Raw genomic sequence first — 22,107 nt, forward strand, 5'->3', positions numbered from 1 at the left:
GAAGTGAACACGGGCGGACGCGCCCTGAAAGACGAAGCATGTACCGCTACGATGAGTTCGATCACGATTTTGTCCAGGCCCGCGTCGCCGAGTTCAGCGACCAGGTCCAGCGCCGGCTCGCCGGCGAGATCACCGAGGACCAGTTCCGGCCGCTCAGGCTGATGAACGGCGTCTACCTGCAATTGCACGCCTATATGCTGCGCATCGCGGTGCCCTATGGCACGCTGAACAGCAAGCAGTTGCGCATGCTCGGCCACATCGCGCGCAAATACGACAAGGGCTACGGCCATTTCACCACGCGCCAGAACATCCAGTTCCACTGGCCGGCGCTGTCCGACATTCCTGCAATCCTGGCGGATCTGGCGAGTGTCGAGATGCACGCCATCCAGACCAGCGGCAATTGTATCCGCAACGTCACCGCGGACCATTTCGCGGGTGCGGCGGCCGACGAGGTCGCCGATCCGCGTCCCTATGCGGAAATCCTGCGCCAGTGGTCATCTGTTCATCCGGAGTTTTCCTACCTGCCGCGCAAGTTCAAGATCGCGGTAACCGGCGCGGAGCGCGACCGCGCCGCCATCCAGACCCATGACATCGGCCTGCACCTGAAGAAGAACGCGGCCGGCGAGCTCGGCTTCGCCGTCTATGTCGGCGGCGGCCAGGGGCGCACGCCGATGGTCGCCAGGAAGATCCGCGATTTCCTGCCGGAAGCCGACCTTTTGTCCTACTGCACGGCGATCCTGCGCGTTTACAACCTGCATGGCCGCCGCGACAACAAGTTCAAGGCGCGCATCAAGATCCTGGTCCACGAGACCGGCGTCGAGGAGATCACGCGCCAGGTAGAGGCGGAATGGCAGCAATTGAAGGATGCCGAGTTGAAGCTGCCGGAAGCAGACATCCGCGCCATCGACGTCTATTTCGCGCCGCCAGCGCTGACCGCGCGGCCGGACGGCGACGAGGCTGTAAAGCTGGCACGCCTCGATTCCAAGGGCTTCTCGGATTGGCTCGACCAGAACGTGGTGACGCATCGCCACCCCGACTATGCGGCGGTGACCATCTCGCTGAAGGGTATCGGCGAAGTGCCGGGCGATGCGACCGACAGCCAGATGGAAGCGATTGCCGATATCGCCGAGAAGTATGGATACGACGAGTTGCGCGTCAGCCACGAGCAGAACCTGATCCTGCCGCATGTGGCGCGCGCCGACCTGAAGGCGGTCTATGACGCGCTGGTCGATATCGGCCTGGCGACCGCCAATTCGAACCTGATATCGGACATCATCTCGTGCCCGGGCCTCGACTATTGCGCGCTGGCCACAGCGCGTTCGATCCCGATCGCGCAGGAGATCTCGCGTCGCTTCGCCTCGCTGGAGCGGCAGCGCGAGATCGGCGAGTTGAAGCTGAAGATCTCCGGCTGCATCAATGCCTGCGGCCATCACCATGTCGGACATATCGGCATTCTCGGAGTCGAAAAGAAAGGCACCGAGCTGTACCAGGTGACGCTTGGCGGTTCGGCCGACGAGAACACTTCGGTGGGCGAGATCATCGGCCGCGGCTTCTCGTCGGAAGAGATCACCGACGCCATCGAGCAGATCGTCGAGACCTATCTCGGCCTTCGGCTCAACTCACAAGAGAAATTCATCGACGCCTACCGCCGTGTCGGTCCCGCGCCGTTCAAGGAGGCGCTCTATGCTGGCGAAGCCAAGGCCGCTTGACCCTATCGTCGACGCCGATGACGGCATCGCCGCCAAAGCGGCGGGGTTTGACGCGCTTTACGGCCACCTGAATCCGCTCGACATCATCGAACGCGCGGCAGGCGACCTGTTTCACGACGAGATTGCCGCGGTGTCTTCCTTCGGTGCCGATTCGGCCGTGCTACTGCACATGATTTCCGAAGTCGATCGCTCGCTGCCGGTCATCTTTCTCGATACCGGCAAGCATTTCGAGGAGACGCTCGGCTATCGCGACGCCCTGGTCGCCGATTTCGGGTTGACCAACATCCAGGTGATCAAGCCCGACGAGGCAGCACTCGAGCGGATCGATCCGACCGGCAATCTGCACCAGACTAATACCGACGCCTGCTGCGATGTGCGCAAGGTCGAGCCGCTGGCTCGGGGCGTAGCGCCTTTCCGCGCCTGGTTCACCGGCCGCAAACGCTTCCAGGCCTCGACGCGCGCAGCACTTCCGGTGTTCGAGGCGGTCGGCCCACGTATCCGCATCAATCCGCTGGCGCACTGGACGACGTCGGACCAGGCGGACTACATGCGCGCGCATGCACTGCGGGAAAATCCGCTGGTCGCCTATGGCTATCTGTCGATCGGCTGCTTCCCGTGCACCCAGCCGGTGCAGCCGGGCGAGGACGCGCGCAGCGGCCGCTGGGCCGGCCATGCCAAGACCGAGTGCGGCATTCACCTGTCGGGACTGGAGAAGTCGCTGACCGACGCATCGTTATAGGGTATGCTGATATTCAGGTGAGGCCGGCCTGCAAACGGCGGCTTCGGGGGCTCACGTACTACAAGTACGCTCCGCTCCGGCTCTCGGAAGCTACCGTTTTCGACTCGGGCCTGCTTGAATCTCCACACCCCCTTGAGCTCTTTGAATTTTAGGAAATTTCGATGACTGAACCGACGATACCGGAGACCCGCCTCTGGACCCCGACGGGTTTTCGGGAGGATGAGTGGGCTCATGCCGAAGGCGCGGAAGCGCTGTCCGGCAATGGCCGCTTCATCCTGCCGCTGCAGGCGTTTCTCGATCTCGATCCGGAGGTGCGCCGGTCGGCCAAGGAAAGGATCGGTGTCGTGCTGCAACCCGGCGATCAGCTCGAAAGGATTGCTGGCCTGCTCGACCAACTGTCGCTGGTGGCGCTGGCTTTTCCGTCGTTCAGCGATGGCCGCTCCTTCTCAAAGGGCGAATTGCTGCGCAGCCGACATCATTTCGAAGGTGCCGTGCGCGCCACCGGCCAGGTGCTGGTCGACCAACTGCCGCATATGCTGCGGCTCGGTTTCGATGAATTCGAAATCTCCAATCCCGTGCTCTTGAAGCGGCTGGACGAAGGCCGCACCGGCGGATTGGGACTCTACTACCAGCCTGCCGCCGTGCCGAAGCCCAAGGGACCAAAATACTCCTGGCGTCGGCTGCGTGCCGGGTGACGTCACGACACTTCCAGCGACAGGTTTGCGGCCGCCTGTCCTCTCCCGTCACGACGACAGGAGGTGCCGCCGGCGGATCGGGGACAGCAGAGCCAGGCAGAAGATGGCTACGCCGCCATCCGTGCCTGGCGAAACGACACCAGCTTGCCGCTGTTTTCATCCCACAGCGCCAGCTTGACGCAGCGCAGGCTCTCAAGAAGGGTGATGCGGCCTATGCCGCGCAGTTCCGGATAATCGCGCAGCACTTCCTGCAGGCGGTAGCCTGGCACCTTCGCGGAGAGGTGATGGACATGATGGACACCGATGTTGCCGGTGAACCAGTTCAGCACCGGCGGCAGGTCATAATAGGAGGATCCGTGCAAGGCGGCACGCTGGAACTCCCACTCATCGTCCTTCGCCCATTCGGTCTCCTCGAACTGGTGCTGGACATAGAACAGCCAGATGCCGGCGGATCCGGCAAGGATGACGATCGGCAGGTGGACGACCAGAAAAGCGCCAATACCGACGAACCATATCAGGATCGACGCTGCCAGAACGATGGCGAGGTTGGTGGCCATCGAGGATACCCAGGGCTTCAGGCCACCGCGCATCATCCCGACCGGCAGCCTTTGCTCGAAGATGAAGAGCCATATCGGCCCCAGTCCGAACATGACCAGGGGATGGCGATAGAGACGATAGGCGAGGCGACCTCTCCAGGACATCCGCCGGTACTCCGCGACCGTCAACGTCTTGATATCGCCAACGCCGCGCTCGTCGAGATTACCCGCGCTGGCATGATGGGTGGCATGAGCACTCCGCCAGCAATCATAAGGCGTCAGCGTAAGCACGCCCAGGACGCGGCCTATCCAGTCATCGGCGGTGCGGTTGGCGAAGAAAGATCCGTGCCCGCAATCGTGCTGGATCATGAAAATCCGCACCAGGAAGCCCGCCGCCGGCAAGATCAGCACCAGCCCCCACCAATGGCCATAGGCAAAGGCGATCGAGGACAGCGCCCAGAGTGCTGCGAAAGGGATCAGGGTGATCGCCAGTTCGACGGCGCTGCGCCGCCTGTCCGGCTTCTTGTAGCGCGCCAGGATCTTCAACCAGGCGCGCTTACTGTTGGCGGCAGTCTCAGGGGAAATCATGTTCATCATGAAGCATAGGCGGAGGGGCCCGGCTCCCGCAAGGCTAATCACGAGAAATTACCGCGCGTAATTGTCGCGATGGGGCGCGGGATCCTCGATCCAGGCCGCGACTTCAGGTTCTGTTCTAACCCTTGCAACTCTGCCAACCCGGATCGCATCCGGTCACATGCATCAATGGCGCGCGCCGCCAGCCATGCTGTTTTCCAGGCCGTCGAGACGTTCGAGCTGGTCCCGGAAGCGGTCGGGAATGTCTTTCTCGGCGCGAAAGGCCGGCAGCGCATGCAGAAAGCGTCTCACCGCCGCCGTGCCTAGCTGGCGCCGGATTTCGGCGGCGATCCGATCTTTCTTTTCGCCCTTGTCGCGGGGTGTCATTTCAAAAATCCTGTGTCGGTTCGAAAATCCTCCAGCCAGCAAATGGTTCCCCGATCGCGCCGCCGGGGCAAGCAAAGGTGGAAGCTATGGTAAAGTTTGAATTAAAATCGAAGCATCGCACTGATCGCCATTCGGTTTGAACGGCTGGGCGCGTGCCTTCGCTTACCCCTTGATTTTTGCCCACCAAACCTCGATATCGGGCTCAAAATCCACACTATTCGAGATGATGGGAAACGGCGATGAGCGACCAGGCAAAAGACGAACGCGCGCCCGACGAAATTGAGGCGACCGAAGCCAATGCCGAGCGCACGGAAGGTGGCGTCGATGGCGATTATGAAGCGGTTGTGCGGCTCCTGAAGGAGAATGAAGAGCTGAAGGACAGGGCGCTTCGCGTTGCGGCCGAGATGGAGAACCTGCGTCGCCGCACCGCGCGCGACGTGCATGACGCGCGTACCTATGCGGTCGCGAACTTCGCCCGCGACATGCTGTCGGTTTCGGACAATCTGCGCCGCGCGCTGGACGCGATTCCCGCCGAGGCCAAGGCGTCCGGCGATGCGGGTTTCAAGGCGCTGATCGACGGCGTCGATCTCACCGAGCGTGCCATGCTGTCCGCACTGGAGCGGCACGGCGTCAAGAAGCTCGCGCCGGAAGGCGAGAAGTTCGATCCCAATTTCCACCAGGCCATGTTCGAAGTGCCCAATCCCGATGTGCCGGCCAACACGGTGGTGCAGGTCGTGCAGCCGGGCTATTCGATCGGGGAGCGGGTGCTGCGCCCGGCCATGGTCGGCGTTGCCAAGGGCGGCCCGAAAATCGCCGCCGGCGAAGCGCCGGTCGAGCCGGGGCCCGTCAACGAGCAGGCGGAGAAGGATGCGTAGTTAGGGGAATAGGGCAGTAAGGCAGTAAGGCAGTAAGGCAGTAAGGCAGTAAGGGGCGTATCAACAGTACGGCTTCGTGCTAAACATACTCCCCTACTCCCCTGCTGCCTTACTCCCTGGTCCCGCCCTTGAACCCCATCGCGCTTCTCGACTATGCCGGCGTTGCGGTCTTCGCGGCGACAGGTGCGCTTGCCGCGTCGCGCAAGCAGCTCGACGTTATCGGCTTCCTTTTCCTGGCGTGCGTCACCGGCATCGGCGGCGGCACTCTTCGCGACGTCATCCTTAACCTGCCGGTTTTCTGGATCGCCAATTCCAGCTATGCTCTGATCTGCGCGGCGGTTGCGGTGCTGGTGTTTTTCAGCGCACACCGTGTCGAATCCCGCTGGAAGTGGCTGCTCTGGCTCGACGCCGTCGGGCTAGCCGCTTTTTCGGTGATGGGTGCGGCCAAAGGGTTGGCCATCACCGGTTCGCCGGTCGTTTCCGTCATCACCGGCGTGCTGACCGCCACATTCGGCGGCATCCTGCGCGACGTGCTGGCAGGGGAGCCTTCGGTGCTGCTGAGGCCGGAAATCTATGTTACGGCCGCCCTGGTTGGCGCGTCGATCTTCACATTGGGCGATGTCGCCGGACTGCCGCAGATCGTGTCAGGCTTGGCCGGTTTCGCCGCGGCATTCGCCGTGCGCGGCGGCGCGCTCAAATTCGGCTGGTCGTTTGCGTCCTACAAGAGCCGGCCCGGCAGGCGGCCGGAGGATATTTCGTGAGAGAAGGGATTAGGGATTAGTCAGTGGATGAATCATGATGTCTTCACTACTGCCTACTGCCTACTGCTCACGCCGCAAAACGCTGCGCTTCCCCGCCGTAATAATTGACGTAGCGGGCGCCGATCTCCTTGACCGGCATCACCACGAACACATCGACCGTCGAGAATTCACGATCGATGACGCAGCCGTCGCCGATGCGGGCGCCGACCCTGAGATAGCCCTTGACCAAGGGCGGCATCGCAGCGATCGCTGCCTTGGCATTGACCGCCTCGATCGGCATCAGGTCCATGGAACAATAGCGCCCGGCGACGGCGCGCACGTCCCAAGCCGAATTCGTGCGGCAGTGATGCGCCAGATAGGTGAGCGCCTCGGCATGGGCCGCCGGCACCGTGCCCTGGAAAGACGCACAGCCGGTCATCACGCCAATGCCGTAGTGGTTGATGTAGGCCCAGATGCCTTGCCACAACGCCTCGATGGTGCGCTTCGAACGGTATTCCGGCAGGACGCAGGAGCGGCCGAGCTCGAGAAAGCGCTGGCCGGGGTGACGGGCGATGAGCTTGGTCAGCTCGAACTCGCCTTCGGAATAGAAGCCGCCGGCGGCCGCAGCGATTTCTTGCCGCAGCAGCCGGTAGGTCCCGACGATGCGGCGATGTTCGGGGCCGGAAAGCGAGGTATCGAAGACGAGCAGGTGATCGCAGTGCGGATCGAAGCGGTCGGCATCACGGCGGTCCTGCACCTGAAACAGGTTCTTCCTGGCGCCAAGCTCGTCGTAGAATACCCGGTAGCGCACTTCCTGCGCGGCCGCGATCTCGGCCTCGTTGCGGGCCAGCCGCACTTCGAGGTTGCCGATACGGCCGAGCGCTGCGCCCTTTGTGACGGAATCGACATTGCGCCCGGCAAGCAAGGCGCCGCCGGCGTTCGGCCGAGTGTCACATTCCGGCATAACTGTATGCACGAGTGATTCTCCTTCGAGCCATCCCTCTTGGCACGGGGATACGGTGTAGGTGCAACAGGATTGTGACAGTACCGTGATACGGCGTCGCGGGCAATACTTCGTCGGCTGGCGAATACGGTCAACCGGCTACGTTATGCAAAAGCAAGGTGGCGCCGCTCGGCAGGAGATGGATGAAAAAAAGTCTCAGGCGGCGACCTGCCCCTCGATGGCGTCGACCAGTGCATCGGGGTCGAGCGGCTTGGTGACAAAGCCGCTGGCGCCGTGGGCGAGCACCGCATGGCGGGTCTTTTCCTGGCTGTCGGCCGACAGCACCATGATGGGCACTGGCGGCACGGCGGTCTCCTCCTCATGACGGCGGATGGCGGCGATGGCGTCCATCCCATCCATCACCGGCATGTGCAGGTCCATCAGCACCACGTCGAAGCGGTGTTTGTGTCCGGCACCGGTAACGGCCTCGACCGCCGCCTTGCCGTTGCCGACAACCTTGACGCGATGACCGGCCTTCAGCAGCGTGGCGCGAGCGAGCATGGCGTTGATGTCATTGTCCTCGGCGATCAGCACCGACAGGCCACGCTGGCGATCACTGGCGGCGCGAAGCGCCGGCGGGTGGGGCTTTTCCGGCCGTGTCGGGGCAAGCGCCGGCGCATGACTGCTCAGAAGCACACGCAAAAGTGTTCCGCCTCGCACCGGTCTGGCGAGGAAGGTCGCGTAGCCGCTGGCGCGGAACTCGCCGAGCATGCCGCGATCGGTCGGGGCGATCAGCGTGATGGCTTCGCAATCGGAAAAACCGCTTTGGCGCAGCCGCTTGAGCAGTCTTCCGTCGCCCTCTTCCATGGCCGCGTCGACCAGCAGCACGTCGCAATCGCCGGAGAACGATGCCGCCTGCGCCACGGTGGTGGCGATATCGACCGCGCCGCCGTTGGCGCGGATGCTGCGGGCGATGGCGTCGGCCTCGACGATATTTCTCGACAGGATTACCGCGTGCCTGCCCTGAAGCGCGTCCATGCGGCCCGGTGGTGGCTCGCTCGCGGAGATGGCCGGGATATCGAAGACGAATTCCGAACCCTGACCCAGCCGGCTGGAGACGGAAATCGTGCCGCCCATGGCGGTCACCAGGCGCTTGGAGATGGCAAGACCGAGACCGGCTCCGCCATGCGCGCGCGTCGAGGTACCGTCGGCCTGCTCGAACTCCTCGAAAATGCGCTCCATGTCGTCTTCATGCAGGCCTGGCCCGGTATCCGCGATGGTGAAGCATATGCGGTCGGTGGTTTCAGTGCGGGCGCGCGCTATACTCACCAGCACCCCGCCGCTGTCGGTGAACTTGATGGCGTTGCCGATCAGGTTGAGCAGCACCTGCCTGACCCGGCCCGGATCTGCGGTGATCAATTGCGGCACGTCGGGCTCGACATGGCAGCCGAGGCCGATATCCTTGGAGAAGGCGCGCGCGGCGAGGAGCTCGACAACGTTGTCGGCGATCTCGCGCACCGACATTGGCTGCGGTTCGGGATCGAAGCGTCCCGCCTCGATCTTGGAATAGTCGAGCAGGTCCTCGATGAGGGCCAGCAGCGCGCTGGCCGAGGTCGAAATGGCGCCGACATAGGTCTGCTGCTCCGGCGACAGGCTGGTATCGGCCAACAGCCTGGCCATGCCCATGATGCCGTTCATCGGCGTGCGGATTTCATGGCTGACGGTGGCGAGGAAGCGCGATTTGGCCTGGCTTGCGTATTCGGCCCGCTCGCGCGCGGTGATCAGCGAGGATTCGGCACGCTTGCGGGCGGTGATGTCGCGGGCGATGGCGCGATGCGAGACAGCACCGCTGTCCTTGTCGCGCACCGACAGTTCGATCCACGAGAACCAGCGCGAACCCCCGGGCGTGCGGATGGCGACGTCGGTGGAACTCAGACATTCATGGTCGGAAAACGCGGCGTCGGGAACGATACCGACTTCGATGCCGAGTTCCGCCAGGGTCTTGCCGGCGAGGTCGCGCTGGTCGACCTCGACGAGATCGGCGAACACCTTGTTGGCATAGACGATATAGCCGTCGCGGTCGCGATGAATGACGAGATCGCCAAGCGCGTCGATCAGGCCGCGAAAGCGCTCTTCGCTCTCCTGCATCTCCCACATGCGATCGGCCAGCGTCTCGATCTCGGCACGGCTGCGAGCCGTGGTTTCATCAAGCAGCGCGGCGGTGCGGTATTCGTTCCTTCTGGCGCGCAGGTGCAGGCCGAAGCCGGCAAGGCCGGTCGCCAGCAAAGCGAGGCTGATGAAGATCGGCGCGCCGGTCAGGTGCGTCAGCCCCGCCAGCATGATGATGGCGACGAAGGTCAACAGCGGCAAGCCTTCGCGGCCGGCCAATCGCGGCTGATTCCTGGCCTGTTGCGGCTCAGGCGCCAGCGGCGGTGCGGCGACGAACCGCCGCGCCGACGCCGGCGCGGGTACCGCATCGACGTCTTCGCCAGTCTCCGCTTCCTGGATGCCGGATTCCGCGACCATGCGAAAACCCTACCGGACAGAAATTATGGAAGCCTGCGGGGGATCGTTCGAATTTTAGCGGATAGGTTGTTTTACCCCGGCGAACTCACTGCATGTCGACGACGACGCGGCCGCGGATCTTGCCGTCGACGATGTCGCGCGCGGCGTCGATGATGTTGTCGAAGCCGATGGTCGTGGACAGGCTGGCGAGCTTGCGCAGATCCAGGTCGGCGCCGATGCGGCGCCAGGCCTCGAGCCGCACCGGTTTCGGCGCCATCACCGAATCGATGCCGAGCAGCGAAACGCCGCGCAGGATGAAAGGTGCCACGCTCGACGGCAGGTCCATGCCGCCGGCCAGGCCGCAGGCCGCGACGGCACCGCCATAGGAGGTCATAGAGAGCACATTGGCCAGTGTGTGGCTGCCGACGGAATCGATGCCGCCCGCCCAACGCTCCTTGGCGAGCGGCTTGGTCGGCTGGCTGAGTTCGTCGCGCGATATCACCTCCGCGGCGCCAAGATCGATGAGATACGGGCTTTCGGCATTGCGCCCTGTCGAGGCAATGACGTGATAGCCCAGGCTGGACAGGATGGAGACCGCGACCGAGCCGACGCCGCCGGCCGCGCCCGTCACCACCACGGGCCCGCGATCGGGCACGATGCCGTGCCGCTCCAGTGCCATGACGCACAGCATTGCGGTATAGCCGGCGGTGCCGACCGCCATCGCGTCATGCGCGCTGATGCCGTCGGGGAGCGGCACCAACCAGTCGCCGTTGACGCGGGCGCGCCCGGCATAGGCGCCAAAATGCGTCTCGCCGACACCCCAGCCGTTCAGGATGACCTTGTCTCCCTTGCGCCAGTCGGGATGGGAAGAGGATAAGACCGTTCCGGCGAAATCGATGCCTGGCACCAAGGGCCAGCGGCGAATGACCGGCGCCTTGCCTGATATTGCGAGCCCATCCTTGTAGTTCACCGTCGTCGTTTCGACTGCGACGGTGACGTCACCGTCCATGAGATCGGCTTCGGTGAGGTCGGTCACCGCCACCGACTGTTTCTTTTCGGCGTCGCGCGAAACGAGGATGGCTTTGAAGGTTTCGGGCATTTTTCTCTCCTCGATCTATCGACGTTTGGACTCTGCTGCGGCGGCCGCGCCGGGTCAATCGCTCAGGCGTCGGGACCCTGGGGCTTGGGCTGGCGCCGCCAGCCCAAAACTTCGTCAAGCACGACCAGCGCGGCGCCGACCGAAATGAAGGCATCGGCGAGATTGAACACGGCGAAGGACCAGACCGGAGTGTGGAACAGGATGTAGTCGATGACGTGGCCGTAGACGGCACGGTCGATCAGATTGCCAAGCGCGCCACCGATGATCAGGGCAAAGCCGGTGCGGGCAATCACATGGCCCGAGGGCGTGTGCGTGGCCAGATACAGCACGAAGGCAACGACGAGAACGGCGATGATCACCAGCCCGGTATCGCCGAAGGATGAGAACATCGAGAAGGCGATGCCGGTATTATAGGTGCGAAACAGCGCCAGGAAGGGCAGGAGATCGAGCTTTTCCTGAAAGGGAAGGCCGATCTCGACCAAATGTTTTATCCACTGGTCGAGCGCGATGGCCGCGACGACCAGCAGCGCATAGGGAGACCATGATTTCACGATTGGGCAACCCTCATTGCGAATCCACCATCGGGTCCAGTTTCAGCGCGCCGCGGCGGATCTCGAACAGCATGACGCCGGTGGCGACGGCAAGATTGAGCGAATCGGCACGCCCTGCCTGCGGAATCCTGAGCAGCCTGTCGCAACTCGCCGCCAGGCTTTCGGGCAGGCCTTGCTGTTCATTGCCCATCATCAGCAGCACCGGCCCCCGGGAAAAATCGACCGAGCGGTAGTCGACGGCGCCTTTGAGGTGCGTGCCGGCGACGAGGCCAGAAAACCCGCCGCGCCAGGCGAGGAATGCGTCGGTCGTCGCCTTGGCCACCGGAACGGCGAAGATCGAGCCCATGGTGGCGCGCACCGTCTCCACCGAAAAGGGATCGGTGGTGTCTCCGACCAGGATCACGCCCTTCGCGCCTACGGCGTCCACCGTGCGGATGACGGTGCCGAGATTGCCGGGATCACGCACCCGGTCGAGCGCCACCCAGACATCGCCATTGTCGGCGCGGATATCCTTCAGGGCCAGGAATTTCTGCGAGAAAACGCCGATCACCATTTGCGGATTGTCGCGGCGGGTTATGGCGACAAGCACTTTTTCCGAGACTTCAAGCACCGTGCCGCCGGAAGCCACCGTGCGCGCAGCGACCTTCTCCACCGCCGCGTTGCCGCGTCCGGCCTTGGCGAAGGCCAGGGTCCTGATCTGCCAGCCGAGGTCGAGCGCATCGATGACCAGCTTCAGTCCCTCGGCCATGAAGGCGTTCTGCTGGTCGCGGAATTTCTTCAAGGCCAGCGCCTTGATGTCCTTGACCAGCGGATTGGTGAGGCTGGTGACCTCTTTCACCTGCCCGACCGGACGGGCGCCGTTATATCCACTCATCAGGCCACCCAGCGCGAGAACAGCGAGGTCGACAGCGCGCGGCCCGCCGATTTTTCGCGGATGATCAATTCGCCCGATTCAACCCTGCCGCCCATGCCGGCAAAGGTGTCGCGCATGAGAGCATGGATGGCGAAGAAGGAGGCGCGGATCGAATAAGCGGTCAGCACCACGGCAAGCGGTTTCGGGGTCAGGATCGATCGGCAGAGATTGGTCAATGCCGGCAGGTCCTCGAACAACTGCCAGACCTCGCCCTTGGGGCCGCGGCCATAGGCGGGCGGGTCGAACAGAACGATGTCATAGCGGCTGCCGCGGCGCTCCTCGCGCTCGGCGAATTTCACCGCGTCCTCGACGATCCAGCGGATCGGCTTGTTGCCAAGTCCGGCCATCTCCTGGTTTTCGCGGGCCCAGCCGATCGCCTTTTTCGAGGCATCGACATGGGTGACCTCGGCGCCGGCGCGCGCCGCCACCAGCGAGGCAAGGCCGGTATAGCCGAACAGATTGAGCACCTTGACCGGCCGCCTGGCCGCCGCGATCAGTCCGGCCATGTGATCCCAGTGCGAGGCCTGCTCGGGAAACACGCCGACGTGGCGAAACGAGGTGAAGCGGCCGAGATAGTCGATGCCGTCGTGCTTCATAGGCCAGGTCTCGCCGAGCGGCGTCCCGGGGAAGCGCCAGCGGCCAATGCCTTCCTCGTCGGTATCGCCGGTGAAGACAGCGTCGGCGCGGTCCCATTCCCTTGCCGGTAGCGCCTTCTGCCAGATCGCCTGGCCCTCGGGGCGGACGATCCGATAAGGACCGTATTGTTCGAGCTTCAGGCCGGCGCCGCTGTCAAGCAGCGCATAATCGGCATTGGGCGCCACTTCGAGGATCAGCGGAAGCTGTTCGGCCGGAAGAGCGCCGTCGCGACGGGCCAGGATGCGGGGCGCCGACTTCTGCTCGGGGCGCTCGTCGACCTTGGCCTCGGGCCGCTCCTGCGGCCTGGCCGTTCCACGGCCTTCATGCGGACGCACCCGTTGTGCACCGCTTTTTGCGGGCGGACGGCTGTCGCGGCGTTTGTCGCGAAAAGATTTCAAGCAGGAGCATCTCCGAGGCGTGGCCGCTTTTGACATAGGGCAACCGGCTTCGCAACCAAGTCCGCCGCGCAAGCGTCGCCTGGTCATGTCGGCTTGCGATGGACCAATATCAAAGAAACAGGCAAATCTTCGATATGTCCCGCTCCGAACGCCTGCTCGACCTGATCCAGACATTGCGCCGGCATCGCATGCCGGTGAGCGGGCAGTCGCTCGCCGACGAACTCGGGATTTCAATTCGCACGCTTTACCGGGACATCGCAACGCTGCAGGGCCAGGGGGCGCCGATCGAGGGCGAGGCGGGGCTCGGCTATGTGCTGAAGCCCGGATTCATGCTGCCGCCGTTGATGTTCAGCGACGAGGAGATCGAGGCAATTGTGCTCGGTTCGCGCTGGGTCGCCAAGCAGCCGGATTCGCGGCTTTCGTCAGCGGCCGTCAACGCGCTTGCCAAGATCGCGTCGGTGCTGCCTGATGATCTGCGCGAGGATCTCGACGCCACCACACTGCTGGTCGGGCCGCCCGCCCCGACTGTTGAAAGCATCGATCTCGGCCTGGTGCGGCAGGCGATCCGCAACGAGCGCAAGCTGGACTTCTTCTATCGCGATGCCAGTGGCGCGGGCTCGCGGCGCATCGTGTGGCCGTTCGCGCTTGGTTTCTTCGACAAGGTGCGGGTCGTGGTGGCGTGGTGCGAAATACGGCAGGATTTCCGGCATTTTCGCGCCGACCGCATAGCCGAGCTCAAGACGACGGATCTGCGCTATCCGCGCCGCCGTCAGGCGCTGCTGAAGGAATGGCGGGCGACGCTCGACACCCCACGGCAGGAGCGGTTGTAAGCTGTCTACGGCGCCTCTCGTTACGCATACTGCCAGAATCTGACAGTGGCGCGCTTTATGTCTGTCCTGGTCGAAACCCCTGGAGAACAGACATGGTCACCCCCAATTTCGTCATCCTCTACGTCGACCAGCCGCAGCGTAGCGGCGCCTTCTACAGCGCTCTGCTCGGCCGCGAGCCGGTCGAAAGCGCGCCGACATTCGTGCTGTTCGTGCTCGACAACGGTTTCAAACTCGGTCTCTGGTCGAGGCATACGGTGGAACCGGCGGCGGCAGCGACCGGTGGCGGCGCCGAGATCGTCTTTGCCCTGGATACGCCCGAGGCAGTCGATGCCGCCCATGCCGACTGGTCCGGACGTGGGCTGAAGATCCTGCAGGCGCCGACCGACATGGATTTCGGCCGCACCTTCGTTGCGCTCGATCCCGACAACCATCGCCTGCGGGTCTACTGGCTGTCGGACGGGCAGCAGGCCGACGGGGAGCAGGAATGAGCGCGTATTGGATCGCGGTGGCGTCGGCGCAGCACGTCCGGCGCGGCCGCGAGGGCGGCTTTATGCAGGTCAACCACGGCAAGGCGGCGCCGCTGCGGCGGATGCAGCCCGGGGACGGCATTGTTTATTATTCGCCGACAACGATTTTGGGCGAGAAAGACGGGCTCCGGGCGTTCACGGCGATCGGCACGGTACGGGAGGGAGAATCCTATCAAGGCGACATGGGCGGCGGCTTCACGCCCTTTCGCCGCGACGTCGACTGGGCGGCGGCCGGGGAAGCGCCGATCAAGCCATTGCTCGACAGGCTGGACTTCACGGCCGGCAAGCCGAATTGGGGGTATCAACTGCGCTTCGGCCTGTTCTCGATAAGCGCGGCCGATTTCGCCGTAATCGCCGAAGCTATGGGCGCTAACCAGCCGGGACAGTAAGCTAGCTCCTGAGCGCCTTGTAGACGGCAATGCCGGCGGCAAGGTCCTCGAGCGCGGCGCCGACCGACTTGAACAGCGTGATCTCGTCGGCGCTCCGGCGCCCTTGCTTCTGACCGCGCGCCAGCTCGTGCAAGTCGGCTATGATGGCTTCCGGTTTCAACACGCCCGAAGCGAGCGGTATGACGATGTCGCCCGCTTCCTTGGTGGCGCCGGCGCGGGTGTCGACATAGACGCGGGCGCGCCCTATCGCCTCGTCGTCGCTTTCGCGCATTGTCGGGGTGAAGCCGCCGACCATGTCGACATGGCTTCCCGGCTTCAGGCGGGCGCCCTTGATCAGCGGATCGGTGGCGATCGTCGCCGACGAGACGATATCGGCCTGGCCGAGCTCGGCGTCGAGATCGGTCGCTGCGCTCGCCGCGAAGCCCTCGGCGCGCAGTCCGGCGGCGACCTTCTCGGCGTTGTCCAAGGTGCGATTCCAGATGCGGATGGTCCTGATCGGCCGCACGGCGCAATGCGCCTTGGCGAGGAATGGCGACAGCGCACCGGCCCCGATCACCAGCAGCCGGGAAGCGTCTTCGCGCGCCAGATAGGATGCGGCGAGCGCCGAGGCGCAGGCCGTGCGCCATTGCGTCAGCCGCTGGCCGTCGATCAGGGCCTCCGGTTCGCCGGTGGCGCCGTTGAGCAGGAGATAGACCCCCATCACCGCCGGTTTGCCGATGGCATTGTTGTCGGGCGAGACGGTAACGATCTTGACGCCGATGTGTCCCCCGGCCGAGATGCCGGCTGCGTTGAAATCGGTCCAGGCCGGCATCAGCAGCAAGGTCGAGGCCTCACCGTCCGGCCGTTCGACCGTGTGATGATGCCGGACGGGTTGCACCGCGCCGTCACGGAAAGCCACGCGCAGCGTGTCCACCAGCCCTGGGAAGGTCAACGCCTGGTCGACCTCTGCGGCCGAAATGGTCAGCATGGGAAACTCCGTGAAGAAAATCGCGGGCCCGAGAGGGCCCGCAGCGCCGTGCGGCGGTCAGTTGGTCGGCTTCGGCAGCACCGGTCCCTGCGGTGTCGACGGGGTGCGGCCGATCGCCTGGCGCAGGTTCTCGGCCTCGACGCCGCGCTGGCGCGCCAGCTTGCGGTAACGTCCCTGCTTGACCCAGGTCGCCAGGCTGCCGACGACCATGCCGACGGCGAGGGCCAGGAACAGGAAGATGAACAGCGGCAAAGTGAGCGTCAGTGCCGGATTGCCGGGATTGAACGGATCCAGCGTGAAGGCGACGAGTTCGCGATTGGCGACGGCCAGCGCGATCAGGATGACCGCCAGGGGTACGAAGACCACGATGAGCATGAAGCGATTGAGCATGATGTTTTCCGTCGGAAACCGGCCTCCCGGGAAGGGCCGGTCTGGCGTCGCGCCTATTTTCCGCCATTCAGCCTTTCGCGCAGTTCCTTGCCGGTCTTGAAGAAAGGCACCCATTTCTCCTCGACCTCGACGGATTCACCGGTGCGCGGGTTGCGGCCGGTGCGGGCGGGGCGATTTTTCACCGAAAAGGCACCGAAGCCACGCAATTCGACCCGGTTGCCTTCGGCGAGCGCGTCGGTGATCTCGTCGAAAATCGCGCCGACGATGTTTTCAACGTCGCGCAGGAAAAGATGCGGATTGCGCGTGGCAATAATCTGCACAAGTTCGGACTTGATCATCGGACGGGTCCCCTGAAATCGGTGCGGTCGAAATTATGAGGATGATTTTGTTTGCTTTTTCATCCACCCCAAACGGCATCTCAAGGGTGCCAGACGGAAACGAGACCGTCAAGAAACAAGCGGTCGGCGCCAAGTTCATGGATGATATCGCCGCTGTAGTCCGGCAGGCCGAGCGCGCCGGCGATCGTGCGCACCATCGCTTTGGAAAACAGGAAGCCGCCGCGCCGCTCAGTGTCCTTCCATTCGACCACCTTGAGTTTCGAGTCGACGCCCTTGGTCGCCAGCCAGTCGATCGCCTCGGTCTCGCCGCCGACGGCGTCGATCAGGCCGTTGGCGACCCCTTGGCGACCGGTAAAGATCGATCCGTCGGCGAGCGCCAGCGCTTGCTCGCGGGTCATCTTGCGGCGTTCGGCGACGATGCCGACGAACCAGTCGTAGCTGTCGAGGATGAGCTTGCGGACCATGGCGCGCTCGTCGTCGTTGGTCGGCTTGAAAGGCGAGGGCGAGGCCTTGAGCGGCGAGGATTTCACTTCCTCCAGCTTGACGCCGAGCTTGTCCATCAGGCCGCTGACATCAGGATACTGGATCAACACGCCGATCGAGCCGACGATCGAGGTCTTGCGGGCGACGATGTGATCGGTGGCGCTCGCGATCATGTAGCCGGCCGACGCGGCGAGCGTGCCGACCTCGGCCGCGACAGGCTTGTCGGCGGCGAGCTTGCGCACCTCCTCATAGATCGATTCACCGCCGACGGTGGTGCCGCCGGGGGAATCGATGGCGAGGATCACGCCTTTCACCCTCGGCGACTTGCGGATGGCTTCCAGCCGCTCGATCAGTTCGTCGTCCTCGGTTATGGTGCCTTCGATCCTGACCTTGGCGATATGATCGACGGCCGAGCCGCCGAAATCGTCGCGATAGAACCAGGCCGAGATCGCAATGACGCCGAGCGCAACGATGGCGATGGCCGCAGCGCGCCAGAAGGTCAGCTTACGCCGCAAGCGGCGGCGGTCGATCAGGTCGTCGGCTCTCAATGCCATGGTCAGCCTCACGGTCGATGGAAAGAGATGCTTTTAGACCATGACGTCCCGGTCTGGAAGCAGTTCCGTCTGCGCATGACGCGGCAATCCGCGCGCGGCGCACGCGAGGCAAGTGCGCGTCAGCGTCCGCCAAGACGTCGGTTTCGTGATTGGTCCGTGAAACGAACGGCAGGTAAGGGGGGAGCCGATGGTAACGAAAAATGTACGCCAGACGTCTATTTCTGCTATGAAGCAGGGCTGTCGGTGTTGATCCGTTCTGATCTGCACGACCGCAACTGTCACATTTTCGCGGTTTTCGTCGGCTTGTGCTTGCTTGAAAGCGCCGACGTCCCACCTATAGGCGGTGTTGCCCGGCGGGGCAGGGGTTTTAGAAGAAAGCAGTTATGTTAGCGCGAACGAGTGAAGCGAGCAGCACCGAGACGGAGTTGGCTCCCCCGGCGGACGGCCCGGCGAGGGGGGACGCGTTCGATCGCGCACGGCGGCATTCGCGCCGGGTGCGCGTGCTCAAATTCGCCGTGCCGGTGCTGGCGGCGTTGATCGCCATTGCCTTCCCGGTCTATTCCTACCTCGCCGCACCGGTGTCCGTCGCGGTCCAGGCGGAAGGCACCGCCTTTTCCAACGGCAAGCTGGTGATGGCCAACCCCAAGCTCAACGGCTTCACCAAGCAGAAATTGCCCTATTCCATGACGGCATTGCGCGCCATACAGGACGTCAGCACGCAAGGCATCATCGAACTCGACGGCATCGACGCCAAGGTGCCGATCGCGGCCGACAATGTCGCTGCGATCAAAGCCACGCATGGTACCTACGATCGCGAAGGCAATACGATGCACCTGACCAGCGACGTCACGATCGCCACGACCGACGGCCTTCAGGCCAAGTTCAAATCGGTCTTCCTCGACATGGGCAAAGGCACTATGAAGACGGATGACCCCGTGGACGTCAGCCGTGACGGGTCGCAGATCACCGCGAATTCCTTGTCGGTGCAGGACAATGGCAAGGTTCTGGTGTTCGAGAACAAAGTGCGCGTCAATATCGATCCCGCCAATCTGAAGGCGGCAGAGGCAAAGGGCGAAGAAGCGAATGTGGCTCATTAGTTCGACACGGCTTGCCGCCGCAGCTTCGGCGCTGCTTTTGCTGGGGCTTGCGCCGGCGCTGGCGCAATCCAGCGCCGAGAGCGCGTCCGGGCTCAAACTGTCGGGCGACAAGCCCATCCAGATCGAGAGCGACAAGCTGGAGGTCCGGCAGGCGGACAACGTCGCCGTGTTCACCGGCAACGTCACGGTCGTGCAGGGACCGACCCTGCTCAAGTCCGGCAAGATGATGGTCTACTACGTCAAGGACCCGAACGCGGCCGCAAAGGGGACGGAAGCAGCGGGAGCGGCGATGACCGGCTCCGCCAACATCGACCACCTTGAAGTCAGCGGAAAAGTTTACATCAAGTCGAATGACCAGATCGCGACCGGTGATAATGGCACCTTCGACATGAAGACGCAGGTGCTGGTCCTGTCCGGCAAGGAAGTGGTGCTGTCGCAAGGCCCCAATGTCCTCAAGGGCTGCAAGCTCACCGTGCAGATGAAGACCGGCCTCGCCAATGTCGACGGCTGCGGCGGACGTGTCATCATGTCGATGACGCCACCGCCGAAATCGGGAGCGACGAACCCCTGATGGCCAGCCTGTCGTCGCTGACGGCGCGTCTTCCGGGGCGGGCCGCCGGCAAGGTTTCGGCTCCGGCCACGGTCACCGCCGATAAGGCGAAGTTCAAGGGAACCTTGATCGCCAAGGGCCTGACCAAGAGCTACAAGGGTCGCAAGGTGGTCAGCGGCGTCACGCTCGGGGTGCGTGCCGGCGAGGCCGTCGGGCTGCTCGGTCCGAACGGTGCCGGCAAGACCACCTGTTTCTACATGGTCACCGGCCTGGTGCCGGTGGACGAGGGCACGATCGAGATCGACGGCTTCGATGTCACCTCCATGCCGATGTACCGGCGTGCGCGTCTGGGCATCGGCTATCTGCCGCAGGAGGCCTCGATCTTCCGCGGCCTCAGCGTCGAGCAGAACATTCGCGCCGTGCTGGAAGTGGTCGAAAAGAGCCGCAAGGAGCGCGAGCGCAGCCTCGACGAACTGCTCGAGGAGTTCCACATCAGCCATCTGCGCAAGGCGCCATCGATGTCGCTTTCCGGCGGCGAACGTCGGCGCCTGGAGATCGCGCGTGCGCTGGCCACGCGCCCGGCCTACATGCTGCTCGACGAGCCTTTCGCCGGCATCGACCCGATTGCCGTCGCCGACATCCAGCAACTGGTGCGTCATTTGACGGCGCGCGGCATCGGCGTGCTCATCACCGATCACAATGTGCGCGAGACGCTCGGCCTGATCGACCGCGCCTACATCATCCATGCCGGCCAGGTGCTCACTCATGGCCGGGCCGATGAAGTGGTCGCAAATCCCGACGTGCGGCGGCTCTATCTGGGCGAGGGATTCACGCTTTGAGCGTGAAATTTGTTTCCTGACGCGATTTTTTGCCTGTCAGGGGCCGCTTTTTCGTGATTTTGCTCCGGGATAACGCTCCGGTAAGCGGGTTTTGCTAGCGTTTGCCTTGACAAGCAAAAGCCGGGCCAGTTTCTATCGGTTCGCGAAAATTCCTTCCGGCAGTCCGGATGCAGACGAGGCGTTTGAAACCGAACCATGGCGTTGGCGGCGAAACTACAGCTACGACAGTCGCAGTCGCTGGTGATGACGCCACAGCTGATGCAGTCGATCCGGCTGCTGCAGTTCACCCATGCCGAACTCGAGCACTTCATCGACGAGGAGATCGAGCGCAACCCGTTGCTGGAGCGCGCCGAGCCGCAGGACGACGCCGCCAGCGACCAGGCGCCGAGGACCGAGGCGGCACCGGAAACGGCCGACGACGGCGACTGGTTCGAGACCGAAGCGGGATGGAGCGCCGAGGCGATCTCGGAAAAGCTCGACACATCGCTGGAGAACCTGTTCCCGGACGACCCGGGCACGAGCGAGCGGCTCGGACCAGACCTCACGGCACAGTGGAAATCGGCGACCGGCAATGGCGGCACGTCCTCGTCCGAAGGCTTCGATGCCGGCGACATGGCGGCGACCGCGATCACGCTGCGCGATCATGTCAGCGAGCAGATCGCGCTCGCTTTCGCCGATCCGGCGGCGCGCCTGATCGCCGGCGAACTCGCGGACGGCCTCGACGAGACCGGCTATATGCGCGCCGATATGGCTGAGATAGCCTCGCGCCTTGGTAGCGGCGCCGACGCCGTGGCCAAGGTGCTGTCGGTGTGCCAGACCTTCGAGCCGGCCGGCCTGTTCGCCCGCGACCTTGCCGAATGCCTGTCGCTGCAACTTGCCGTGCGCGACAGGCTCGATCCGGCGATGAAGGCGCTGATTGCCAATCTCGAACTCCTGGCGCGCCGCGATTTCCACACGCTGAAGCGGATCTGCGGCGTCGACGAAGAGGACCTGCTGGACATGCTGGCCGAGATCCGGGCGCTCGATCCGCGGCCGGGCATGGCATTTTCGGGCGGCGCCAGCGACGCCGTCATTGCCGATGTCGAGGTGCGCGCGGCCAATGACGGCAGCTGGACGGTCGAGCTCAACGCCGAAACGCTGCCGCGCGTGCTGGTCGACCACATCTATTTCGCCCAGGTTTCGCCGCACGCCAAGAACCAGGCCGAAAAGGATTTTCTGGCCGAGTGCCTGCAGAACGCCAATTGGCTGACGCGCAGCCTCGATCAGAGGGCAAAGACCATTCTCAAGGTCGCATCGGAGATCGTGCGCCAGCAGGATGCCTTCCTCGTCCATGGCGTGCGCCAGCTGAAGCCGCTCAACCTGCGCACGGTGGCCGACGCCATAGGCATGCACGAATCGACCGTCAGCCGGGTCACCGCGAACAAGTACATGCTGACGCCGCGCGGCGTGTTCGAACTGCGCTATTTCTTCACCGCCTCGATCGCCTCGTCGGGCGGTGGCGAGGCGCATTCGTCGGAAGCGGTGCGTGACCGCATCAAGCAATTGATCGACGAGGAAAAAACCGTCGACGTCCTGTCCGACGACGCGATCGTCGACATGTTGCGCGAAAGCGGCGTCGATATCGCCAGGCGTACGGTCGCCAAATACAGGGAAGGCATGAATATCCCGTCCTCGGTGCAGCGCCGGCGCGAGAAGCGGGCCCTTGCCAGCGCCGGGCGCTAGGTTCGGCGATTTCCACAGGGTTCGTGCTTCATTGACAAGCTGCGGTGAAGTGGCTAGAAGCCCGCCCGCATGAGACGGGCTCGGCGCCCGCTAGCGGATGGTCCGTCACGACAATGGCCTAG

General features: G+C 63.8%; 24 protein-coding genes. 12 read left to right on the forward strand and 12 right to left on the reverse strand.

All coding sequences use genetic code 11. The features are described from left to right. Positions 1-38: 38 nt before the first annotated feature. From FJ443_RS16965 to FJ443_RS16975, 3 genes are all read left to right on the forward strand, one after another. Positions 39-1,709, forward strand: a complete 1,671-nt coding sequence (locus tag FJ443_RS16965; protein ID WP_140664977.1) for a nitrite/sulfite reductase — start codon at positions 39-41, stop codon at positions 1,707-1,709. Further along, positions 1,684-2,448 carry a phosphoadenylyl-sulfate reductase gene (locus tag FJ443_RS16970; RefSeq protein WP_140500238.1) on the forward strand — a complete coding sequence of 255 codons (765 nt, stop codon included), beginning with the start codon at positions 1,684-1,686 and terminating at the stop codon, positions 2,446-2,448. The genes FJ443_RS16965 and FJ443_RS16970 overlap by 26 nt, the downstream gene beginning before the upstream one ends. 161 nt (positions 2,449-2,609) lie before the next feature. Further along, positions 2,610-3,143, forward strand: a complete 534-nt coding sequence (locus FJ443_RS16975) for a DUF934 domain-containing protein (RefSeq protein WP_140500236.1) — start codon at positions 2,610-2,612, stop codon at positions 3,141-3,143. A gap of 107 nt (positions 3,144-3,250) precedes the next feature. On the opposite strand, the gene FJ443_RS16980 is transcribed toward FJ443_RS16975, so the two are convergent. After that, positions 3,251-4,273 carry a fatty acid desaturase gene (locus FJ443_RS16980; RefSeq protein ID WP_140500460.1) on the reverse strand — a complete coding sequence of 341 codons (1,023 nt, stop codon included), beginning with the start codon at positions 4,271-4,273 and terminating at the stop codon, positions 3,251-3,253. A gap of 165 nt (positions 4,274-4,438) precedes the next feature. After that, positions 4,439-4,639: a hypothetical protein gene (locus FJ443_RS16985; RefSeq protein ID WP_140500234.1), complete on the reverse strand. Its 201-nt coding sequence runs from the start codon at positions 4,637-4,639 to the stop codon at positions 4,439-4,441. 239 nt (positions 4,640-4,878) lie between these two features. On the opposite strand from FJ443_RS16985, the gene grpE reads away from it, so the two are divergent. Continuing rightward, entirely contained in the window at positions 4,879-5,514 is a 636-nt protein-coding gene (gene grpE / locus FJ443_RS16990; RefSeq protein ID WP_140500232.1) for a nucleotide exchange factor GrpE, read from the forward strand. A 128-nt stretch (positions 5,515-5,642) separates the two neighbouring features. After that, a complete protein-coding gene (locus FJ443_RS16995) occupies positions 5,643-6,275 on the forward strand; it encodes a trimeric intracellular cation channel family protein (protein ID WP_140513762.1) in 633 nt (210 codons plus the stop codon). Between the two features lie 67 nt (positions 6,276-6,342). Here the strand turns inward: FJ443_RS16995 and FJ443_RS17000 are convergent, their stop codons facing one another. The 6 genes from FJ443_RS17000 to FJ443_RS17025 form a co-directional block, all read right to left on the reverse strand. Continuing rightward, entirely contained in the window at positions 6,343-7,230 is an 888-nt protein-coding gene (locus FJ443_RS17000; RefSeq protein WP_140500229.1) for a GNAT family N-acetyltransferase, read from the reverse strand. A 183-nt stretch (positions 7,231-7,413) separates the two neighbouring features. Continuing rightward, complete coding sequence (locus tag FJ443_RS17005; protein WP_140664980.1) at positions 7,414-9,723, reverse strand: PAS domain-containing hybrid sensor histidine kinase/response regulator; 2,310 nt, start codon at positions 9,721-9,723, stop codon at positions 7,414-7,416. A gap of 85 nt (positions 9,724-9,808) precedes the next feature. Next, positions 9,809-10,801 (reverse strand): MDR family oxidoreductase, encoded by a 993-nt coding sequence (locus FJ443_RS17010; protein WP_140664983.1) that lies wholly within the window; start codon positions 10,799-10,801, stop codon positions 9,809-9,811. 62 nt (positions 10,802-10,863) lie between these two features. Beyond that, on the reverse strand, positions 10,864-11,352 hold the full coding sequence (lspA, locus tag FJ443_RS17015; protein WP_140664986.1) for a signal peptidase II: 489 nt from the start codon (positions 11,350-11,352) through the stop codon (positions 10,864-10,866). A 13-nt stretch (positions 11,353-11,365) separates the two neighbouring features. Further along, positions 11,366-12,226: an RNA methyltransferase gene (locus tag FJ443_RS17020; protein WP_140664990.1), complete on the reverse strand. Its 861-nt coding sequence runs from the start codon at positions 12,224-12,226 to the stop codon at positions 11,366-11,368. Continuing rightward, entirely contained in the window at positions 12,226-13,299 is a 1,074-nt protein-coding gene (locus FJ443_RS17025; RefSeq protein WP_140664993.1) for a class I SAM-dependent rRNA methyltransferase, read from the reverse strand. The genes FJ443_RS17020 and FJ443_RS17025 overlap by 1 nt, the downstream gene beginning before the upstream one ends. A 134-nt stretch (positions 13,300-13,433) precedes the next feature. On the opposite strand from FJ443_RS17025, the gene FJ443_RS17030 reads away from it, so the two are divergent. The 3 genes from FJ443_RS17030 to FJ443_RS17040 all read left to right on the forward strand — a co-directional run bounded on the left by FJ443_RS17030 (position 13,434) and on the right by FJ443_RS17040 (position 15,045). Beyond that, the gene (locus FJ443_RS17030; RefSeq protein ID WP_140664996.1) at positions 13,434-14,129 is read left to right on the forward strand and encodes a YafY family protein; all 696 of its coding nucleotides are present in this window, start codon (positions 13,434-13,436) and stop codon (positions 14,127-14,129) included. 92 nt (positions 14,130-14,221) lie between these two features. After that, positions 14,222-14,617, forward strand: a complete 396-nt coding sequence (locus FJ443_RS17035) for a VOC family protein (protein ID WP_140513758.1) — start codon at positions 14,222-14,224, stop codon at positions 14,615-14,617. Further along, positions 14,614-15,045: an EVE domain-containing protein gene (locus FJ443_RS17040; protein ID WP_140664999.1), complete on the forward strand. Its 432-nt coding sequence runs from the start codon at positions 14,614-14,616 to the stop codon at positions 15,043-15,045. The genes FJ443_RS17035 and FJ443_RS17040 overlap by 4 nt, the downstream gene beginning before the upstream one ends. A gap of 1 nt (position 15,046) precedes the next feature. Here FJ443_RS17040 and FJ443_RS17045 read toward each other — a convergent pair whose 3' ends face one another. The 4 genes from FJ443_RS17045 to sppA form a co-directional block, all read right to left on the reverse strand. Beyond that, positions 15,047-16,012 (reverse strand): ornithine cyclodeaminase family protein, encoded by a 966-nt coding sequence (locus FJ443_RS17045; protein WP_140665002.1) that lies wholly within the window; start codon positions 16,010-16,012, stop codon positions 15,047-15,049. Between the two features lie 57 nt (positions 16,013-16,069). Further along, positions 16,070-16,402, reverse strand: coding sequence for a DUF1049 domain-containing protein (locus tag FJ443_RS17050; protein ID WP_140522516.1), 333 nt, complete (start codon positions 16,400-16,402; stop codon positions 16,070-16,072). 53 nt (positions 16,403-16,455) lie between these two features. After that, positions 16,456-16,740, reverse strand: a complete 285-nt coding sequence (locus tag FJ443_RS17055; RefSeq protein WP_006200394.1) for an integration host factor subunit beta — start codon at positions 16,738-16,740, stop codon at positions 16,456-16,458. Between the two features lie 80 nt (positions 16,741-16,820). After that, on the reverse strand, positions 16,821-17,777 hold the full coding sequence (gene sppA, locus FJ443_RS17060; protein WP_140522514.1) for a signal peptide peptidase SppA: 957 nt from the start codon (positions 17,775-17,777) through the stop codon (positions 16,821-16,823). 383 nt (positions 17,778-18,160) lie between these two features. Here sppA and lptC point away from each other — a divergent pair, with 383 nt between their 5' ends. From lptC to rpoN, 4 genes are all read left to right on the forward strand, one after another. Then, on the forward strand, positions 18,161-18,874 hold the full coding sequence (lptC, locus tag FJ443_RS17065) for an LPS export ABC transporter periplasmic protein LptC (RefSeq protein WP_140513755.1): 714 nt from the start codon (positions 18,161-18,163) through the stop codon (positions 18,872-18,874). Beyond that, positions 18,861-19,445 carry an LptA/OstA family protein gene (locus tag FJ443_RS17070; protein WP_140566097.1) on the forward strand — a complete coding sequence of 195 codons (585 nt, stop codon included), beginning with the start codon at positions 18,861-18,863 and terminating at the stop codon, positions 19,443-19,445. The genes lptC and FJ443_RS17070 overlap by 14 nt, the downstream gene beginning before the upstream one ends. Further along, positions 19,445-20,263 (forward strand): LPS export ABC transporter ATP-binding protein, encoded by an 819-nt coding sequence (gene lptB / locus FJ443_RS17075; protein ID WP_140500202.1) that lies wholly within the window; start codon positions 19,445-19,447, stop codon positions 20,261-20,263. Before FJ443_RS17070 ends, lptB begins: the two co-directional genes overlap by 1 nt. A gap of 195 nt (positions 20,264-20,458) precedes the next feature. Further along, positions 20,459-21,985: an RNA polymerase factor sigma-54 gene (rpoN, locus tag FJ443_RS17080; RefSeq protein ID WP_140558403.1), complete on the forward strand. Its 1,527-nt coding sequence runs from the start codon at positions 20,459-20,461 to the stop codon at positions 21,983-21,985. Positions 21,986-22,107: the final 122 nt, after the last annotated feature.

Source organism: Mesorhizobium sp. B2-6-1, assembly GCF_006440475.1.
Classification (GTDB): domain Bacteria; phylum Pseudomonadota; class Alphaproteobacteria; order Rhizobiales; family Rhizobiaceae; genus Mesorhizobium.

What these genes read in the sequence shown, in the direction of transcription:
- FJ443_RS16970 (WP_140500238.1), top strand. Translation starts at nt 1,684, where the DNA reads ATGCTGGCGAAGCCAAGGCCGCTTGACCCTATCGTCGACGCCGATGAC.
- FJ443_RS16965 (WP_140664977.1), top strand. Translation starts at nt 39, where the DNA reads ATGTACCGCTACGATGAGTTCGATCACGATTTTGTCCAGGCCCGCGTC.
- FJ443_RS17045 (WP_140665002.1), bottom strand. Translation starts at nt 16,012, where the DNA reads ATGCTGACCATTTCGGCCGCAGAGGTCGACCAGGCGTTGACCTTCCCA.
- FJ443_RS17010 (WP_140664983.1), bottom strand. Translation starts at nt 10,801, where the DNA reads ATGCCCGAAACCTTCAAAGCCATCCTCGTTTCGCGCGACGCCGAAAAG.
- grpE (WP_140500232.1), top strand. Translation starts at nt 4,879, where the DNA reads ATGAGCGACCAGGCAAAAGACGAACGCGCGCCCGACGAAATTGAGGCG.
- rpoN (WP_140558403.1), top strand. Translation starts at nt 20,459, where the DNA reads ATGGCGTTGGCGGCGAAACTACAGCTACGACAGTCGCAGTCGCTGGTG.
- FJ443_RS17055 (WP_006200394.1), bottom strand. Translation starts at nt 16,740, where the DNA reads ATGATCAAGTCCGAACTTGTGCAGATTATTGCCACGCGCAATCCGCAT.
- sppA (WP_140522514.1), bottom strand. Translation starts at nt 17,777, where the DNA reads ATGGCATTGAGAGCCGACGACCTGATCGACCGCCGCCGCTTGCGGCGT.
- FJ443_RS16985 (WP_140500234.1), bottom strand. Translation starts at nt 4,639, where the DNA reads ATGACACCCCGCGACAAGGGCGAAAAGAAAGATCGGATCGCCGCCGAA.
- lptB (WP_140500202.1), top strand. Translation starts at nt 19,445, where the DNA reads ATGGCCAGCCTGTCGTCGCTGACGGCGCGTCTTCCGGGGCGGGCCGCC.
- lptC (WP_140513755.1), top strand. Translation starts at nt 18,161, where the DNA reads ATGTTAGCGCGAACGAGTGAAGCGAGCAGCACCGAGACGGAGTTGGCT.
- FJ443_RS17050 (WP_140522516.1), bottom strand. Translation starts at nt 16,402, where the DNA reads ATGCTCAATCGCTTCATGCTCATCGTGGTCTTCGTACCCCTGGCGGTC.
- FJ443_RS17040 (WP_140664999.1), top strand. Translation starts at nt 14,614, where the DNA reads ATGAGCGCGTATTGGATCGCGGTGGCGTCGGCGCAGCACGTCCGGCGC.
- FJ443_RS17020 (WP_140664990.1), bottom strand. Translation starts at nt 12,226, where the DNA reads ATGAGTGGATATAACGGCGCCCGTCCGGTCGGGCAGGTGAAAGAGGTC.
- FJ443_RS16975 (WP_140500236.1), top strand. Translation starts at nt 2,610, where the DNA reads ATGACTGAACCGACGATACCGGAGACCCGCCTCTGGACCCCGACGGGT.
- FJ443_RS17005 (WP_140664980.1), bottom strand. Translation starts at nt 9,723, where the DNA reads ATGGTCGCGGAATCCGGCATCCAGGAAGCGGAGACTGGCGAAGACGTC.
- FJ443_RS16980 (WP_140500460.1), bottom strand. Translation starts at nt 4,273, where the DNA reads ATGAACATGATTTCCCCTGAGACTGCCGCCAACAGTAAGCGCGCCTGG.
- FJ443_RS17035 (WP_140513758.1), top strand. Translation starts at nt 14,222, where the DNA reads ATGGTCACCCCCAATTTCGTCATCCTCTACGTCGACCAGCCGCAGCGT.
- FJ443_RS17030 (WP_140664996.1), top strand. Translation starts at nt 13,434, where the DNA reads ATGTCCCGCTCCGAACGCCTGCTCGACCTGATCCAGACATTGCGCCGG.
- FJ443_RS17070 (WP_140566097.1), top strand. Translation starts at nt 18,861, where the DNA reads ATGTGGCTCATTAGTTCGACACGGCTTGCCGCCGCAGCTTCGGCGCTG.